Below are 15,843 nucleotides of genomic sequence, written 5' to 3'. Positions count from 1 at the left end.
TCGTTACGACTAGCGAAATTGCGCGAGGAACCGCAAGTCGTTGTCGAAGAACAGACGCAAGTCGTTCACGCCGTAACGCAGCATGGCCAGACGCTCAACGCCCATGCCGAAGGCAAAGCCCGAGAACTCTTCCGGGTCGATGCCGGACATGCGCAATACGTTCGGATGAACCATGCCGCAGCCCATGACTTCCAGCCAGCCGGTCTGCTTGCAGACACGGCAGCCTTTACCGCTGCACATCACGCATTCCATATCGACTTCAGCGGACGGCTCGGTAAACGGGAAGTAGGAAGGACGGAAACGCACGGCCAGTTCTTTCTCGAAGAACACCCGCAGGAACTCTTCGATGGTGCCTTTCAGGTCGGCGAAATTGATGTCGCGGTCGACCAGCAGGCCTTCGACCTGGTGGAACATCGGCGAGTGAGTGATATCGGAGTCGCTACGGTACACACGGCCTGGGCAGACGATGCGGATCGGCGGCTTCTTCGATTCCATGGTGCGGACCTGTACCGGCGAGGTATGAGTGCGCAACAACATGTTTGCATTGAAATAGAAGGTGTCATGCATCGACCGGGCCGGGTGGTGGCCTGGGATGTTGAGCGCCTCGAAGTTGTGATAGTCGTCTTCGACCTCAGGGCCTTCGGCGATGCCGTAGCCGATGTGAGTGAAGAACTGTTCGATACGTTCCAGAGTACGGGTAACCGGATGCAGACCACCCGAGGTCTGACCACGGCCCGGCAGGGTTACGTCAATGGATTCGGCAGACAGTTTGGCGGCCAGTTCAGCCTCTTCAAACAACGCCTTGCGCGCATTGAGAACCTCTGTGACACGCTCCTTGGCAACGTTGATCAGGGCACCGACTTGTGGGCGCTCCTCTGCCGGCAAATTCCCCAGGGTCTTCATCACCTGAGTCAATTCGCCCTTTTTGCCAAGGTAGTGAACCCGGATTTGCTCCAGGGCATTGATATCTTCAGCGCTTTGCACAGCCTCTAGTGCTTGAGAGACCAGCGCATCCAGGTTTTCCATGTACAGACTCCAGATACAAAATAGGGGAAGAGCTTGAAGGCTCTTCCCCTATTTAAGACGTTTAACACCAGAGCCCACAGAGGTGAGCCCGGATGGACTGTCGGGGGTACTTAAGCCAAGGTGGCTTTAGCTTTCTCGACAATCGCAGCAAACGCCGCTTTTTCGTTCACTGCCAGATCAGCCAGAACCTTACGGTCGATCTCGATGGACGCTTTTTTCAGGCCGGCGATGAAACGGCTGTAGGACAGACCGTTGATACGAGCACCAGCGTTGATACGAGCGATCCACAGAGCGCGGAACTGACGTTTTTTCTGACGACGGTCACGGTAGGCGTATTGGCCTGCCTTGATTACCGCTTGCTTGGCAACACGGAATACGCGCGAACGTGCACCGTAGTAGCCTTTAGCAAGTTTCAGAATTTTTTTGTGACGCTTACGGGCAATGACGCCACGCTTTACACGAGCCATGAGTTACTTCCTCTATTCTTGATCCAAAAATTAACGAAGGCGCAGCATGCGCTCGACTTTTGCCACGTCAGACGGATGCAGCAAGCTGCTACCGCGCAGTTGACGCTTACGCTTGGTCGACATTTTGGTCAGGATGTGGCTCTTGAAAGCGTGCTTGTGCTTGATACCGTTAGCAGTTTTCAGAAACCGCTTAGCAGCACCACTTTTAGTTTTCATCTTTGGCATGTTCGGATACTCCGCATTCAGTTGATAAACATAATCGCAAGGCCTGCCGTGCCCTGTTGATTACTTCTTCTTTTTCGGGGCGATGACCATAATCAGCTGGCGTCCTTCCATCTTAGGATGCTGTTCGACCGAACCGTACTCTTGCAGGTCAGCTTCAACCCGCTTGAGGAGTTCCATCCCCAGCTCCTGGTGGGCCATCTCACGGCCGCGGAATCGCAAGGATACCTTGGCCCTGTCCCCGTCACTCAGGAAACGTACCAGGTTGCGTAGTTTTACCTGGTAATCCCCTTCCTCCGTCCCTGGACGAAACTTGATTTCTTTAACCTGAATCTGCTTCTGGTTCTTTTTCGCAGCCGCGATCTGCTTCTTCTTCTCGAAGATCGACTTGCCGTAATCCATCACACGGCAAACTGGCGGTACTGCGTCGGCGGAAATTTCCACCAAATCCAGCTTGGCTTCTTCAGCTATACGAAGCGCTTCATCAATCGAGACGATGCCAACCTGCTCGCCGTCAGCGCCAATTAACCGAACCTCGCGTGCCGAGATATTCTCGTTGATCGGGGCTTTCGGTGCAGCTCGTTTATCTTGTCTCATTTCACGCTTAATAATAATTACTCCGAATCTGGGCGACCACGCCGGGAAACCGCTTGTGCAAGGAACTCCGAGAACTGGGCGACGGGCATCGAGCCCAGGTCAGCACCTTCACGGGTACGCACAGCGACAGTCTGCATCTCGACTTCCCGATCTCCAATAACCAAGAGATAGGGAACCTTGAGCAAAGTATGCTCGCGGATTTTAAAGCCGATCTTTTCATTTCTCAAGTCGGACTTGGCACGAAATCCGCTTTGATTGAGAGTTTTTTCGACCTCAAGGGCAAAATCTGCCTGTTTATCAGTGATATTCATCACCACTGCCTGGGTCGGAGCCAGCCACGCAGGGAATGCACCCTCGTAGTGCTCGATCAAAATACCGACGAAACGCTCGAAGGAACCGAGGATCGCCCGGTGCAGCATCACTGGGTGCTTGCGACTGTTGTCTTCGGACACGTATTCGGCGCCCAGACGGATCGGCAAGTTGAAATCGAGCTGCAAGGTACCACACTGCCAGACACGACCCAGGCAATCTTTCAGCGAGAATTCGATTTTCGGACCATAGAAGGCCCCCTCGCCTGGCTGCAGATCATAAGGCAGGCCGGCGCTGTCGAGTGCGGCAGCCAGTGCCGTTTCAGCACGATCCCACAGCTCGTCGGAACCCACGCGCTTTTCAGGACGAGTGGAAAGCTTCATCTCGATGTCTTTGAAGCCGAAGTCGGCATAGACATCCATGGTCAGCTTGATGAAAGCGGCGGACTCAGCCTGCATCTGCTCTTCAGTACAGAAGATGTGGGCATCGTCCTGGGTGAACGCACGCACACGCATGATGCCGTGCAGAGCACCCGACGGCTCGTTACGGTGGCAGGCACCAAACTCAGCCAGGCGCATTGGCAGCTCGCGGTAGCTCTTGAGCCCCTGGTTGAACACCTGCACGTGGCACGGGCAGTTCATCGGCTTGATTGCGTAGTCGCGGCTTTCCGACTCAGTGGTGAACATGTTGTCGGCGTAGTTGGCCCAGTGCCCGGATTTCTCCCACAGGCTGCGATCGACCACCTGCGGAGTCTTGATCTCCAGGTAGCCGTTATCGCGCTGGATCTTGCGCATGTACTGCTCAAGTACTTGGTACAGGGTCCAGCCATTCGGGTGCCAGAACACCATACCCGGTGCTTCTTCCTGGGTATGGAACAGGCCAAGACGCTTGCCAATCTTGCGATGGTCGCGTTTTTCCGCCTCTTCGATGCGCTGGATGTACGCCGCCAATTGCTTCTTGTCCGCCCAAGCGGTGCCATAAACGCGCTGCAACTGCTCGTTTTTAGCATCACCACGCCAGTAGGCGCCGGACAGCTTGGTCAACTTGAACGACTTGAGGAAACGCGTGTTCGGCACGTGCGGGCCACGGCACATGTCGACGTATTCTTCGTGGTAGTACAGGCCCATGGCCTGTTCGTTCGGCATGTCCTCGACCAGACGCAGCTTGTAGTCTTCGCCGCGAGCCGTGAACACGTCGATCACTTCCGCACGCGGAGTGACTTTCTTGATGACGTCGTAATCTTTTTCGATCAGCTGCTGCATGCGCTGTTCGATGGCGGCCATGTCGTCCGGAGTGAAAGGACGCTCATAGGCGATATCGTAATAGAAGCCTTCATCGATCACTGGACCGATAACCATCTTGGCCGTCGGGTACAGCTGCTTGACCGCATGGCCAACCAAGTGAGCGCAAGAGTGGCGAATGATCTCCAGCCCCTCTTCATCCTTTGGCGTAATGATTTGCAAGGACGCGTCGCTGTCGATCAAGTCGCAGGCATCGACCAGCTTACCATTGACCTTGCCGGCCACAGTGGCCTTGGCCAAGCCGGCGCCGATGGACGCGGCGACCTCGGCTACGGATACCGGGTGATCGAATGAACGCTGACTGCCGTCGGGAAGAGTAATAGTTGGCATGGCGCCTCCTCTCCTAGTGGTGACCCCTACCAAAGGTCACGTGGGTTGGGATGAGCCAGTACGCGATTCAGTCCAGGCCATTGAGTGATCAACGCCTGCCTTACAGCGGCAGGAGCCTTGCGGCCAACCGGGAAACCGAACCAGAGTGACTGGGGTTCACATCAAAAAGAATCATGAGGCATAAACTGCGAGGGGAATTGAAGTACACCCAAAGCCTGAAAACACCCAAGGGGCGGCATGCTAGCACAGATGAACGGTCATCGCTGCGCCGGGAATACGGAAACCCGGCGCCAGGTGTTTTCACCAGGAAAGTGAACTTGCGATATACGCAGGGCCTCAAATAAACGGAGAATTGCCGTCCTTGCTATCGACTTCAGGAGAGCTCGAGTCATGCGTCTTATCAAACTTTTTGCCGCCGTCGCCCCATTTGCCCTGTTGCTGCCCCTCAGCGCAAACGCTGCCTGGCCCGCCGGGGCACGTGCTGACTATATGAAGGACTGCACCGCAGCTGCCAGCCAGAGCGTGGATGCCAAGAGCGCCGAGAAGCACTGCGCTTGTGGCGCGGAAAAGCTCAACGAAAAATTCACCACTGAGCAAATCTCGGAATTGATGAGCAAGCAGAAACAACCGAGCGCGGAACTCAGAACCAAAGCGCTGGATGCGATTGCCGCTTGCCGAGTCGTCAAGTAACCCGGCGACACTCGGATTCTTGCTGTTTTGAGGGCTGAAAATCAGCTGAAATACTGACTTCCCTCACAATAAATGCAGCTTTTACGGTTTTTTTATCGCCGATTATTTTCCGCCAAAGTCCCTTAAATCGGGGCTTCCAGCGGATCCGATCAGCAAAATGAGTTCAACCACTGGGCAAACAGCACTGAGAGGGGGCTCCCAAGTCGAACATTTCGACTATGATAGCTCGGTGTGCCCAGTTGGCCTGAGCAACACAGCACTACTGAAAATATATGTTTCTTGGAGATACACCATGTCTAATCGCCAAACCGGCACCGTAAAATGGTTCAACGATGAAAAAGGCTTCGGCTTCATCACTCCTCAAGGTGGCGGTGACGACCTGTTCGTACACTTCAAAGCTATTGAAAGCGACGGTTTCAAAAGCCTGAAAGAAGGCCAAACCGTTTCCTTCGTGGCTGAGAAAGGCCAAAAGGGTATGCAAGCTGCACAAGTTCGCCCAGAGTAAAATCTACGCGAGCTAAAAAAACCCCGTCCATGTGACGGGGTTTTTTATGGGCGCGACAAAAACCTCAAGTCATCAACCGCAGTTGACGCGGGTGATCACCAGGTTGGCATCGGTATTGAGGTTCAGGCGATCGGAGCGGTACTCCAACGTGATCATGTCGTTGGGCTTGAGGATTCGTGCATTCTGCGCCCCAGCACGGGTACGGGCCTGCTCAAGCAACTCCGGAGATGCGGTCTTGCCGATAGAAAATTCAGCGCCCTTCGCTTCACAGCGGGTGTATACGGGCTCAGTGGCCACAGGGTCTTTGGCTGCCCCTGAGGTGCTGCAACCTGCGAGCACGACCGCCGCCAACAAGGTTCCGAATGATGCGAGCTTCCAAGGCATGAAGCCTCCTTTCTAAAAATAAGCAGAGTTCGTGCGACAGCGCGCTGCGCGTTTGGTTGCAAAAACGAAATGGCCTTTTGCCCTATCGTCACGCAGTAGGCAAGTCTGCCTCAGAGCAGCGCAGGCGTTCACCCGGCAATCGTGACTGAATATGAACAGGCCTCAATAGATGTCGATGTAGTCAAAAGCGGGCTTGGGCCAATTCTGTTTCAATGCATTGAAAATCTGCATGACCCAGACTTCATCGCTGGCCGCGACCAACCCGACATAGCCAGAACCGGCCGCCCAGGTCTCCAATCGAAACAGCAGGCCGTCAATATCAACGCCCCCGACCACGCCGGATGAGATATAGGCAATGCCGCCCTTGGTGACGCGCAGTTGGGCGTGCACATTGTCGCTGGCTGACGCCAGAAGCTGACGCACCGACTCAAGGGTCAAGGCCTCAGGGTTGTTCAAATCAATCTGCACAGGGGTTTCCTTTAAAACAGGCAAAGCGCAAGTGTCGCACAGCCCCTCCCCCATGCCTAAGTCGGAGTGCTAAAAGGCCCGCAAGGTGTTTAACTCTGCGCTCGGCAGCCCTTCGCCCTGCCCCTATCCTGGCAACCGCCTTTATTTGAATTCGTGAGACCGTCATGGCCACCGTGAGTATCGACGCCGACATCAAAGCCAAATGGCCACAGGGCCATTGCTCCTACAGCCCCGGGAGCCCCGAGGAGCTGGCAATCATCGGTATAGACCTGCTGGTCAAGGAATTGGGCACGCAAGCAGCCCAGGCCTTTATTACCCAGGTATTTGAAAAGTACCCCGCCGACTACCCGGGCACACAAGACACGGAAAGAGAGTAACCCGCGCAGTCGCCTGCGCGGGCCAGGCTCATTTGAGGCGGGCCAGGCGCTCGGTCAGCAAATCGAAGAAGCCTTGGGCATCGCCATTTTCAACCCAAAATACGTTCTTTTCCTGCTTCAAGCCGTCATACCAGTCGACGATGGTCTGGCCGAAGGTCGGCCCCTCGCGACTGTCGATGACCATATTGGCCTGACGGCCGCTGAACAGCTCAGGCTTGAGCAGGTAAGCGATCACTGTGGCGTCATGCACCGGGCCGCCCGGGATCCCGTAGTGTTCCATATCGCCCTTGACGTACTCATTGAGAATATCGCCCACGACCTTGCTGGCGTTGTTCTTCAGCGCGGCAATTTTCTGCAGCCGCGTCTCGCTGGTGAGCACTTTATGGGTCACATCCAGCGGCAGGTAGGTGAGCTTGACGCCACTGTTGAGCACCACCTCAGCGGCCTGCGGATCGGCAAACAGATTAAACTCCGCCACCGGCGTAATGTTGCCCCCGTTGAAATGCGCGCCCCCCATGACCACCACTTCTTTGATGCCTTGAGTGATCTCCGGCGCCTGGATCAGCGCCAGGGCCAGGTTGGTTTGCGGCCCGAGCATGGCGATGGTGATGCTATGGGGCTTGGCTTCGCGCAGCGTGTCGATCAAGTAGTTGACCGCATTGCCCTGGGCCAGTGCAGCCCTGGGCTCATGCACGGTCACACCGGAAATCCCTTCCTTGCCATGGATGTTCTCGGCGTAGATTGGCGTGCGCAAGAGCGGCTTGGGCGCACCGGCATACACAGGCACCTCCTCACGCCCTGCCCACTCTCGCGCCAACCGCGCGTTGCGCGACGTCTTGTCCAGCCGCACGTTACCCGCCACCGTGGTCAGGGCACGGACGTGCAACTCTTCCGGCGATGCCAGGGCAAACAGCAAGGCGACGACGTCGTCGGCGCCCGGGTCAGTGTCGATGATCAGGTCAATCTTTTCCGCCGCCTGGGCGCCGGTAGCAGTGAGCAGAGTCAAAAGCAGCAGGCTCCGAGTCCAGTGTTGAAATAGCTGAGCATAGCGTCGCATGGCGCACTCCTTGTGCGTGGGAAAGAAAGGCTGGAGAGCTAGAACGTCACTCCCGCAATCAGGGCGATATTGCAATAAGGCTGGCATTCGCCGGTACGGACCACGGCCCGCGCCTGGCGACTGAGGACTTTAAGCGCCTCATGCCCCAGCCACTCACGCTGCCCTAACTCGCCGCTGGCGTTAAGCCCATCCAGGGCTGCAAGGGCCGGTGACTGTTTGTCCAGGAGCTCGCGCGCCAGCACATGGCTTTCGACCTGCATTTCGCTGAGCACCACTGTCAGGGTCCCAATAAAATCAGGCACGCCCTGGGTCAGCGCCAAGTCAATCAACTCGACGCCCGGTGGTATCGGCAGGCCGGCATCGCCGATCACCACGATGTCACCGTGCCCCAGCGAAGCGATCAGCCGCGACAAGGCGACATTGAGCAAAGGTGTTTTTTTCATGATGGGGAAAAGGCCTGCACGTCAGACAACGTAGGAATGGAGGGTTGCGCCCCGGCACGGGTCACCGACAGTGCAGCAGCCACTTGGCCAAAGCGAATGGCCTCGGCCTCGCTTTTACCAGCAGCCAGGGCCGCCGCAAAACCGCCGACAAAGGTGTCCCCCGCTGCTGTGGTATCGAGTGCCTTGACCTTGGGTGCGGGGAAATGCTCAAAACCCTGGCCATTGGCAAACAGCGAGCCTTGAGCGCCCAACGTGATGATCACCTTGCCCGCCCCGGCCGCCAGCAAATGCCCGGCGGCGACCTCGGCACTCGCCAGGGAATCCACCGCCACACCGCTAAGCGCCGAGGCTTCGCTTTCATTGGGGATCAGGTAATCAATGGCCGCGTACCACTCGGCCGGCAGCGGGCCGCTGGCGGGGGCTGGATTGAGGATCACTGTCTTGCCCAACTCACGACTGCGCTTGAGGGTATGACCCACAGTCGCCATCGGCACTTCCAACTGACAGATGACCACGTCCGCGTCCTGCAGCACGCTGTCGGCCTGGGCAACCACTTCAGGGCTGATCTGACCGTTGCCACCCGCCACAATCACAATGGCGTTCTGGCTGCTGTCATCCACCACGATCAGCGCCACGCCGCTGGAGCCCTCGACGGCACGAACCGCCCGGCAATCAATCCCCTCGACCAGCAAGGCTCCACGCAACTGTTCGCCATAGGCGTCATCGCCGACGCAGCCGACCATCGCCACCTCAGCGCCCAGGCGGGCAGCCGCCACGGCCTGGTTGGCGCCCTTGCCACCGGGCACAGTGGCAAATGACTTGCCGATCAGGGTCTCACCGCCCCGGGGCAGGCGTTCGGCCCGAGTCACCAGGTCCATGTTGAGGCTGCCCACGATCACTACTTTTGCTGGCATACATCGATACTCATCAGTTCGGTTCAGCGGTATTCGGCAAAGGCACCCGCAAGCGGTGCCGTCGACTCTCGCAAGACAATATTCGGCGTCACAATACGTTGCTCAGTCGGCAAGCTCGGGCTGGCGATCCGGCGCAACAGCAACTCTGCCGCGATCTCCCCCAGTTGCAGGATCGACTGGCCGACCGTGGTCAGTGCCGGGTACACATAACGGCTCATCTGGATGTCATCGAAGCCGATCACCGACAGCTCGCTGGGCACACGAATGTTGCGCTCAGCCGCCGCACGCAGCACACCGATGCCCATCATGTCGTTGCTGGCAAAGATCGCACTCGGCGCCTGTCGCTCCAGCAACTGCGCGGCTGCGCTGTAGCCACCGGGGCTGGTGAAATCGCTTTCGATAATGCGTTCGGCGGGCACTTCGATCCCCGCCTCTTCCAGGGCACGGCAGAATCCGGCCAGGCGCATCTGCGCCACGCTGGTGTAGACAGGGCCGCCAATGCAGGCGATGTCTCGATGTCCCAACTCCAGCAAATGCCGGGTCGCCAGGTAGGCGCCGTACTCGTGATCGATACGCACCAGGTCGGCGTCAACACCTTCCAGTCCACGGTCGACGATCACCATCGGCGTGCGCACCCCGGCCAAGCCCTCGGCCAACCCGCCGTCGCCACCGGCCGAGGTCACGATCAGGCCGTCGATGCGCTTCTCCAGCAACACCCGCAAGTAGCTGCGCTGCTTGTCCGGGTTATCGTCGGAATTGCACAGAATCACGCAGTAGCCGTTGCGCTCGCAATAATCCTCGATGCCCCGGGCCAGCTCGGCAAAGTACGGGTTGAGGCTATTGGGCACCAGCAAGCCGATGGTCGCCGTGGTCTTGGCCTTCAGTGAGCGGGCCACCGCACTGGGCACGTAGTCGAGGCGCTTGATGGCCTCCTCGACCTTGAGCCGCACCGGCTCACTGACCGGCCGGCTCTTGTTCACCACGTGAGAAACCGTGGTGTAGGAAATCCCCGCCAGCGCCGCCACATCCTTGATTGTTGCCATGAATCAAACCCGCCGATTTGCGCGCTGGCTGCGATAGGTGTCGAGCACCACGGCAATCACGATGACCGCGCCGGTAATGATGCGCTTGGTCGGTTCGCTCGCGCCGATTTGTGCAAGGCCGGCAGCCAGTACAGAGATAATCAAGACGCCAAAGAAGGTGCTGATCACCGAACCACGGCCCCCCATCAGGCTGGTGCCACCAATCACCACCGCAGCGATGACCTGCAACTCCAGGCCGGAGCCCGCATTCGGATCTGCCGCTTCCAGGCGAGAAATCTGAAACAGTGCAGCAATGCCCGCCAACAAACCCATCAGACTGAAGACCAGGATCTTGTAGGGTTTGGGGTTGATCCCCGCCAGGCGCACCGCTTCTTCGTTGGTACCGATACCGATCAGGTAGCGACCGAACACGGTTCGGGTCAGCACAGCCTGGGCGATGAAGATAATCAGCAGCGCAATGATAAACGATGGCGAAATGCCAAAGGCGATGGGATTGGACAACCAGGCAAACGCATCGCCAATGTACGCCGTGCGCGAGCCGGTCATTTGATAGGCCACGCCCCGGGCCATCTCCAGCACCCCCAGCGACACGATAAACGACGGAATACGCCAGGCCACGGTAATCGAACCGGTGATGGTGCCCGCCAGCGCAGCGCAGCCCATGCCCAGCAGTGCAGCCGGCAATACGCCCCAGCCCCAGCCGAGAATCGCCACGCTGACCGTCGACGCTGCCAGAGCCAGTACCGAGCCCACGGACAGGTCGATCCCGCCGATGATCAGGACGAACGTCATGCCCACCGCCAACACCATCAAGTCGGGAATCTGGTTGGCCAGGGTGCTGAAGGTGTCATAGGACAGAAAATGACTGCTCAGGCTGGAGAACAGAATGATCATGGCCAGCAAGGCGCCGGCCAGCCCCAGGTAAGTCCCCAGGCCGTAGTAATTGCCGCCGCGCTTGGCGCTTGCAGGTGGAGTTTTCATGGTGCGTTCCTAGGCGCCGCTTCATTGAGCAGCGCATCACGTTTTTGGTAGCCGGCAAAAGCCGCGGCAAGCAGTTCGTCCTGGGTCCAGCTGTCACGCTCGAACGTGTCAATCAGGCGCCCGGCGGACAGTACGCCGATGCGATCGCAGATCAGCATCAGTTCCCGCAGGTCACTGGAGACCACCACCAAGGCCTTGCCCTGGCGGGTCAGTTCGCCCAGCAAGGCGTAGATATCGAACTTGGCCCCCACGTCGATGCCGCGGGTGGGTTCGTCGAACAGCAGCACCGAGCAATCACGCTCCAGCCAGCGACCGATCACCACTTTCTGCTGGTTGCCGCCCGACAACTCGGACACCAACTGCCCCGGACCGGAACTGCGGATGTGCATTGCATCGATCTGACGCTGGGCCAGCCGTGCTTCGTTCCCAGCATCGACCAGCCCCGCGCGGGAGATGGCCGGCATATTGCCCAAGGCAATATTGGCGCTGATGGATTGGCTCAGCAGCAAGCCCTCGCCCTTGCGGTCCTCGGTGATCAAGGCAATGCCATGAGCCACCGCATCGGCTGGCGAGCGAATGCTCACGACTTGAGCCGGCGACCCCAGGGCCAAGGTGCCGCTGTCGGCGGTATCAGCGCCGAAGATCAGGCGCAGCAACTCCGTACGGCCTGCACCGATCAGCCCGGAAATCCCGAAGATTTCCCCGCTGCGCACCTCGAACGAAACGTCACGAACCTTATCCGAACGGCTCAGCCCGGTGACCGTCAGCGCCGGCGCACCGATCTGCCGCCGGCCCAAGTCGATGTGCTCGCCCAGCTCGCGCCCAACCATCAGGTTGACCAGTTGCTCACTGTTGTAATTGGCCATCGGCTCGACACAGACCAGGCAACCGTCGCGCAATACCGCAATGCGCTGGGCAACCCGGGCCAGCTCTTCGAGCCGATGAGAGATGTAAATGATCGATACGCCCCGGGCCTGCAAGCGAGTGATCTGTTCGAAAAGCATTTCCACTTCACGCGAGGTCAGCATGGCCGTGGGTTCATCGAGAATCAGCACGTGGCAATCGCCGATCAGGTTGCGGGCGATTTCCACCATCTGTTGGTGGCCGATACCCAACTCGCCGACCAGGGTGTCTGGGTCGATGGCATCCAGCCCCACCTGGGCCATGGCCTCGATCGCCGCCTCGCGCAGTTGCTTGCGGCTGATCCAGCCAGCGCGACTGGGCAGGTTGTCGAGAAACAGGTTTTCGGCCACCGACAGGGTCGGCAACAGATTGAGTTCCTGCATGACCATGCGGATGCCGGCCTCTTCGGCCTGGGTCCGGCTGCCGGGTCGGTAATCCTGGCCGTTGAACTGCATCTGCCCGGTGGTGGGTGTGACCAGGCCGCCGATGATCTTGGACAGGGTGCTTTTGCCGGCACCGTTTTCGCCGGTCAAGGCCAGCACTTCACCGCGCATCAAGGTCAGGTCGATGCCAGTGAGTACAGGTTGTGCATAGGTCTTGCCGATACCGCTGACCGAAAGGACAGGGTTCGCAGCAGAAACTGCCATAAGAAACTCTCCATGCGCCCGCCCCTGAGGGACGGACGCCGTTGCGCCGCCTGGACGACTACTTGGTCACCAGCTCAACCGGAGTTTCGATCACGCCATTGGCGCCACCGTCGATTTTCTCGCCCTTGAGCATTTTCAGGGCGGTCTCGATACCGAACACCGCCTGCTTGGCAGCAAACTGGTCAGCGGTGGCCAATACCCGGCCGTCGTTGAGCATCGGCTTGATGGCGTTGATGTTGTCGTAACCCACCACCTGCACCTTGCCCGCCTTACCCGCAGCTCGTACCGCCGATACCGCGCCCACCGCCATGCTGTCGTTGCCGGCCAGCAAGGCCTTGAGGTTCGGGTATTCGCTCAGCATCGCCGCGGCGACACGGTTGCCGGCGTTGATCTCCCAATCGCCGGACTGCAGGGACACCACCTTGATCTGCGCCGCTTCCATCGCATCCTTGAAGCCTGCGGTGCGCTGTTGGGCGTTGGTGGTGGTGGAAACCCCTTCAATGATGCCGACTTCGTCACCGGCCTTGAGCTGCTTGGCCAGGTACTCGCCCACCAGGCGCGCACCCTTGCGGTTATCCGGGCCTACGAATGGCACGCTGATGTTCTTGCTCTTGAGGACCGCCGGGTCCAGCTGATTGTCGATGTTGATCACGGTGATACCGGCATCCACGGCTTTCTTGATCACCGGCACCATGGCCTTGGAGTCGGCCGGGGCAATGACCAGCGCGTTGACCTTGGACACGATCATCTGCTCGACAATACGAATCTGGTTGGCGGTATCGGTCTCGTCCTTGATGCCATTGGACACCAGGTCGAAATCGGCGGAATGGGCTTTCTGATACGCCTTGGCGCCGTCTTCCATGGTCAGGAAGAATTCGTTGGCCAGGGACTTCATGACCAGGGCGACCTTGGGTTTTTCAGTGGTTTCGGCGTAAGCCGAAGAGAGAGGCAGCGCAGCGGATGCCGCGGCAAGCACAGCGACAGCAAGAAGACGTCCAGCGAATGGCAGCTTCATGGGTTCACTCCGATCTTATGATTATTGTGAGCAACGCTTGCGCAAAACAGACTTGGGCACTGATGACGGACAACTAGCCTGAACCGAAGCCAAACTGGAAGAACGCCTCAGACTTGAAGGTTTCCAGGAGTAGCAAACGTTTGCGTAGAGCGGACTATGCGAACCTGTCGGGGATTTGTCAACGAGAGAAAAGCGCTCTGCAGGGCTGCAAAAGCGCATAGGCCTAGCGCGCCCTGGCGGTGCGCGCCTTTCCAGCCTGGGGGCGACTCAGACGGAGGTGCTGATCAGCCCGCCGGAGGTCGAATCCTTGCTGAGTTCTTTGACCAGGTTGGCCACCACCTCTTGCAGGACGCTACTGACATCGGCGATCTGGCCCTGGATCGCCATCACCACCGTGGTCTTGGCTTCCGGGGTCGGGTAATCCGCGGCCTGGGCAGCGGCCAGTTGCTCCCGGAGTTGCTTGAGCTGTTCTTGCAGCTCCTTCATCCGCTTGAGCAGGATCTGCGCAGCAGCACTCAGGTCGGAGCGCTCAGTGTCTTCAGTCTTCGTGTCCTGGCTCAGAGAGCTGATGCTCACCTTCAACTTGCCGTCTTCATCCACCCCTTGCGTTGACGCCTCATCCTGCGCCTCTAGAGACAAGGGCAATTTGGCACTGAGAGTGATCGCACCTGAGGGCGGAAAACCAACAGAAAGGGACATGTGAACTCCTAAGAAAAAAGATCCTAAACGGGCATCGGCCACGGCAGGACTTTCTTTAACTCACTTCGTCTCCACCCTCCCGCTCCACTGCGCAGCATGTCCGGCAAACACCTTCGGATTGCCGAACAAAGGATTCTGAAATATTCGGAAACCCGGACACAGAAACACCCAGCGCCTTTCAGAAAACAAAATAAATACATATAAATCAATAACTTAAAAGTTATTTCAGATCGAGGCAGGACTGGTACAGATCCTGCTCATCCGTCTGGCCCCACCGCGTTCAGATCTGCCGCGGGGTGTTTCTAGATGAACCTGCATCAGCACCGTCTCACCACTAGAGAGAAAAATAATGAAATCTGCCTTCAACACTTTGGTTCCGGGCGCTTTGGCCCTCCTGCTGCTCCTGCCAACCGCACTGCACGCAAAAGAAGTCGAAAACAAACAGAAACTCTCCAATGTCGTGGTACTCGCCACCGGCGGCACCATTGCAGGCGCGGGCGCCAGCTCGGCCAACAGCGCCACTTACCAAGCCGCCAAAGTCGGTATCGAGCAACTGATCGCCGGCATCCCCGAATTGAGCCAACTGGCCAATGTGCGTGGCGAACAAGTGATGCAGATCGCCTCCGAAAGCATCACCAACGACAACCTGCTGCAACTGGGCCGTCGTGTCGCCGAACTGGCCGACAGCAAAGACGTTGATGGCATCGTCATCACCCACGGCACCGACACCCTGGAAGAAACCGCCTACTTCCTGAACCTGGTGGAAAAAACCGACAAGCCAATCATCGTGGTCGGCTCCATGCGTCCAGGCACCGCCATGTCCGCCGACGGCATGCTCAACCTGTACAACGCCGTGGCTGTGGCCGGTAGCAAAGAAGCACGGGGCAAAGGCGTGCTGGTTACCATGAACGACGAGATCCAGTCGGGTCGCGACGTGAGCAAAATGGTCAACATCAAAACTGAAGCGTTCAAAAGCGCCTGGGGCCCAATGGGCATGGTCGTGGAAGGCAAATCCTACTGGTTCCGCCTGCCAGCCAAGCGCCACACCCAGGATTCGGAATTCGATATCAAGACCATCAAGAGCCTGCCTGACGTAGAAATCGCCTACGGCTACGGCAACGTCAGCGACACCGCCTACAAGGCCTTGGCCCAGTCTGGCGCCAAAGCCATCATCCACGCCGGCACTGGCAACGGTTCGGTGTCTTCGCGCGTCGTTCCAGCCCTGCAAGAGCTGCGCAAAAATGGCGTGCAGATCATTCGCTCCTCCCACGTGAATGCCGGCGGTTTCGTCCTGCGCAACGCAGAACAGCCTGACGACAAATACGACTGGGTCGTTGCCCACGACCTGAACCCACAGAAAGCCCGCATCCTGGCCATGGTCGCCCTGACCAAGACTCAGGACAGCAAAGAATTGCAGCGCATCTTCTGGGAATACTGATCCACCTCGCCCGGCCGCTCAGGTCGG

General features: G+C 58.3%; 19 protein-coding genes. 4 read left to right on the top strand and 15 right to left on the bottom strand.

Annotation, left to right across the window (positions count from 1 at the left end):
* Positions 1 to 9 precede the first annotated feature (9 nt).
* The 5 genes from pheS to thrS form a co-directional block, all read right to left on the bottom strand.
* Positions 10 to 1,026 (bottom strand): phenylalanine--tRNA ligase subunit alpha, encoded by a 1,017-nt coding sequence (pheS, locus tag M1B34_RS28065; RefSeq protein ID WP_123330878.1) that lies wholly within the window; start codon positions 1,024 to 1,026, stop codon positions 10 to 12.
* Positions 1,027 to 1,136: 110 nt separating this feature from the next.
* Positions 1,137 to 1,493 (bottom strand): 50S ribosomal protein L20, encoded by a 357-nt coding sequence (rplT, locus tag M1B34_RS28060; RefSeq protein ID WP_007905879.1) that lies wholly within the window; start codon positions 1,491 to 1,493, stop codon positions 1,137 to 1,139.
* A gap of 30 nt (positions 1,494 to 1,523) precedes the next feature.
* The gene (gene rpmI / locus M1B34_RS28055) at positions 1,524 to 1,718 is read right to left on the bottom strand and encodes a 50S ribosomal protein L35 (protein WP_002553160.1); all 195 of its coding nucleotides are present in this window, start codon (positions 1,716 to 1,718) and stop codon (positions 1,524 to 1,526) included.
* 60 nt (positions 1,719 to 1,778) lie between these two features.
* The gene (gene infC / locus M1B34_RS28050; protein WP_185039287.1) at positions 1,779 to 2,330 is read right to left on the bottom strand and encodes a translation initiation factor IF-3; all 552 of its coding nucleotides are present in this window, start codon (positions 2,328 to 2,330) and stop codon (positions 1,779 to 1,781) included.
* A complete protein-coding gene (thrS, locus tag M1B34_RS28045) occupies positions 2,330 to 4,252 on the bottom strand; it encodes a threonine--tRNA ligase (protein WP_123330874.1) in 1,923 nt (640 codons plus the stop codon). Before thrS ends, infC begins: the two co-directional genes overlap by 1 nt.
* A gap of 390 nt (positions 4,253 to 4,642) precedes the next feature.
* Here thrS and M1B34_RS28040 point away from each other — a divergent pair, with 390 nt between their 5' ends.
* Complete coding sequence (locus tag M1B34_RS28040) at positions 4,643 to 4,942, top strand: hypothetical protein (RefSeq protein ID WP_268266830.1); 300 nt, start codon at positions 4,643 to 4,645, stop codon at positions 4,940 to 4,942.
* Between the two features lie 292 nt (positions 4,943 to 5,234).
* Positions 5,235 to 5,447: a cold-shock protein gene (locus tag M1B34_RS28035; RefSeq protein WP_003179963.1), complete on the top strand. Its 213-nt coding sequence runs from the start codon at positions 5,235 to 5,237 to the stop codon at positions 5,445 to 5,447.
* A gap of 72 nt (positions 5,448 to 5,519) precedes the next feature.
* Here M1B34_RS28035 and M1B34_RS28030 read toward each other — a convergent pair whose 3' ends face one another.
* Both M1B34_RS28030 and M1B34_RS28025 read right to left on the bottom strand, forming a co-directional pair.
* Positions 5,520 to 5,831 carry an I78 family peptidase inhibitor gene (locus M1B34_RS28030; protein ID WP_123330870.1) on the bottom strand — a complete coding sequence of 104 codons (312 nt, stop codon included), beginning with the start codon at positions 5,829 to 5,831 and terminating at the stop codon, positions 5,520 to 5,522.
* Positions 5,832 to 5,993: 162 nt separating this feature from the next.
* Positions 5,994 to 6,299 (bottom strand): hypothetical protein, encoded by a 306-nt coding sequence (locus tag M1B34_RS28025; protein ID WP_123330868.1) that lies wholly within the window; start codon positions 6,297 to 6,299, stop codon positions 5,994 to 5,996.
* A gap of 164 nt (positions 6,300 to 6,463) precedes the next feature.
* Here M1B34_RS28025 and M1B34_RS28020 point away from each other — a divergent pair, with 164 nt between their 5' ends.
* Positions 6,464 to 6,676 (top strand): hypothetical protein, encoded by a 213-nt coding sequence (locus tag M1B34_RS28020; RefSeq protein WP_268266829.1) that lies wholly within the window; start codon positions 6,464 to 6,466, stop codon positions 6,674 to 6,676.
* 28 nt (positions 6,677 to 6,704) lie between these two features.
* On the opposite strand, the gene M1B34_RS28015 is transcribed toward M1B34_RS28020, so the two are convergent.
* From M1B34_RS28015 to M1B34_RS27980, 8 genes are all read right to left on the bottom strand, one after another.
* A complete protein-coding gene (locus M1B34_RS28015) occupies positions 6,705 to 7,733 on the bottom strand; it encodes a nucleoside hydrolase (RefSeq protein WP_268266828.1) in 1,029 nt (342 codons plus the stop codon).
* Between the two features lie 38 nt (positions 7,734 to 7,771).
* Positions 7,772 to 8,176, bottom strand: a complete 405-nt coding sequence (gene rbsD, locus M1B34_RS28010; protein WP_123330862.1) for a D-ribose pyranase — start codon at positions 8,174 to 8,176, stop codon at positions 7,772 to 7,774.
* The gene (rbsK, locus tag M1B34_RS28005) at positions 8,173 to 9,090 is read right to left on the bottom strand and encodes a ribokinase (RefSeq protein WP_268266827.1); all 918 of its coding nucleotides are present in this window, start codon (positions 9,088 to 9,090) and stop codon (positions 8,173 to 8,175) included. The genes rbsD and rbsK overlap by 4 nt, the downstream gene beginning before the upstream one ends.
* 23 nt (positions 9,091 to 9,113) lie before the next feature.
* Complete coding sequence (locus tag M1B34_RS28000; protein WP_123330858.1) at positions 9,114 to 10,133, bottom strand: LacI family DNA-binding transcriptional regulator; 1,020 nt, start codon at positions 10,131 to 10,133, stop codon at positions 9,114 to 9,116.
* 3 nt (positions 10,134 to 10,136) lie between these two features.
* A complete protein-coding gene (locus tag M1B34_RS27995; protein WP_268261881.1) occupies positions 10,137 to 11,114 on the bottom strand; it encodes an ABC transporter permease in 978 nt (325 codons plus the stop codon).
* Positions 11,111 to 12,664 carry a sugar ABC transporter ATP-binding protein gene (locus M1B34_RS27990; protein ID WP_268266826.1) on the bottom strand — a complete coding sequence of 518 codons (1,554 nt, stop codon included), beginning with the start codon at positions 12,662 to 12,664 and terminating at the stop codon, positions 11,111 to 11,113. Before M1B34_RS27990 ends, M1B34_RS27995 begins: the two co-directional genes overlap by 4 nt.
* A gap of 58 nt (positions 12,665 to 12,722) precedes the next feature.
* Complete coding sequence (locus tag M1B34_RS27985) at positions 12,723 to 13,679, bottom strand: sugar ABC transporter substrate-binding protein (RefSeq protein WP_268266825.1); 957 nt, start codon at positions 13,677 to 13,679, stop codon at positions 12,723 to 12,725.
* Positions 13,680 to 13,946: 267 nt separating this feature from the next.
* Entirely contained in the window at positions 13,947 to 14,378 is a 432-nt protein-coding gene (locus tag M1B34_RS27980) for a hypothetical protein (protein WP_123330849.1), read from the bottom strand.
* 349 nt (positions 14,379 to 14,727) lie between these two features.
* Here M1B34_RS27980 and M1B34_RS27975 point away from each other — a divergent pair, with 349 nt between their 5' ends.
* Complete coding sequence (locus M1B34_RS27975) at positions 14,728 to 15,816, top strand: asparaginase (protein ID WP_123330847.1); 1,089 nt, start codon at positions 14,728 to 14,730, stop codon at positions 15,814 to 15,816.
* Positions 15,817 to 15,843: the final 27 nt, after the last annotated feature.

Source organism: Pseudomonas morbosilactucae, assembly GCF_023241715.1.
Taxonomy (GTDB): Bacteria; Pseudomonadota; Gammaproteobacteria; order Pseudomonadales; family Pseudomonadaceae; genus Aquipseudomonas; species Aquipseudomonas morbosilactucae.
This window is presented reverse-complemented; position numbering and strand designations above follow the sequence as displayed.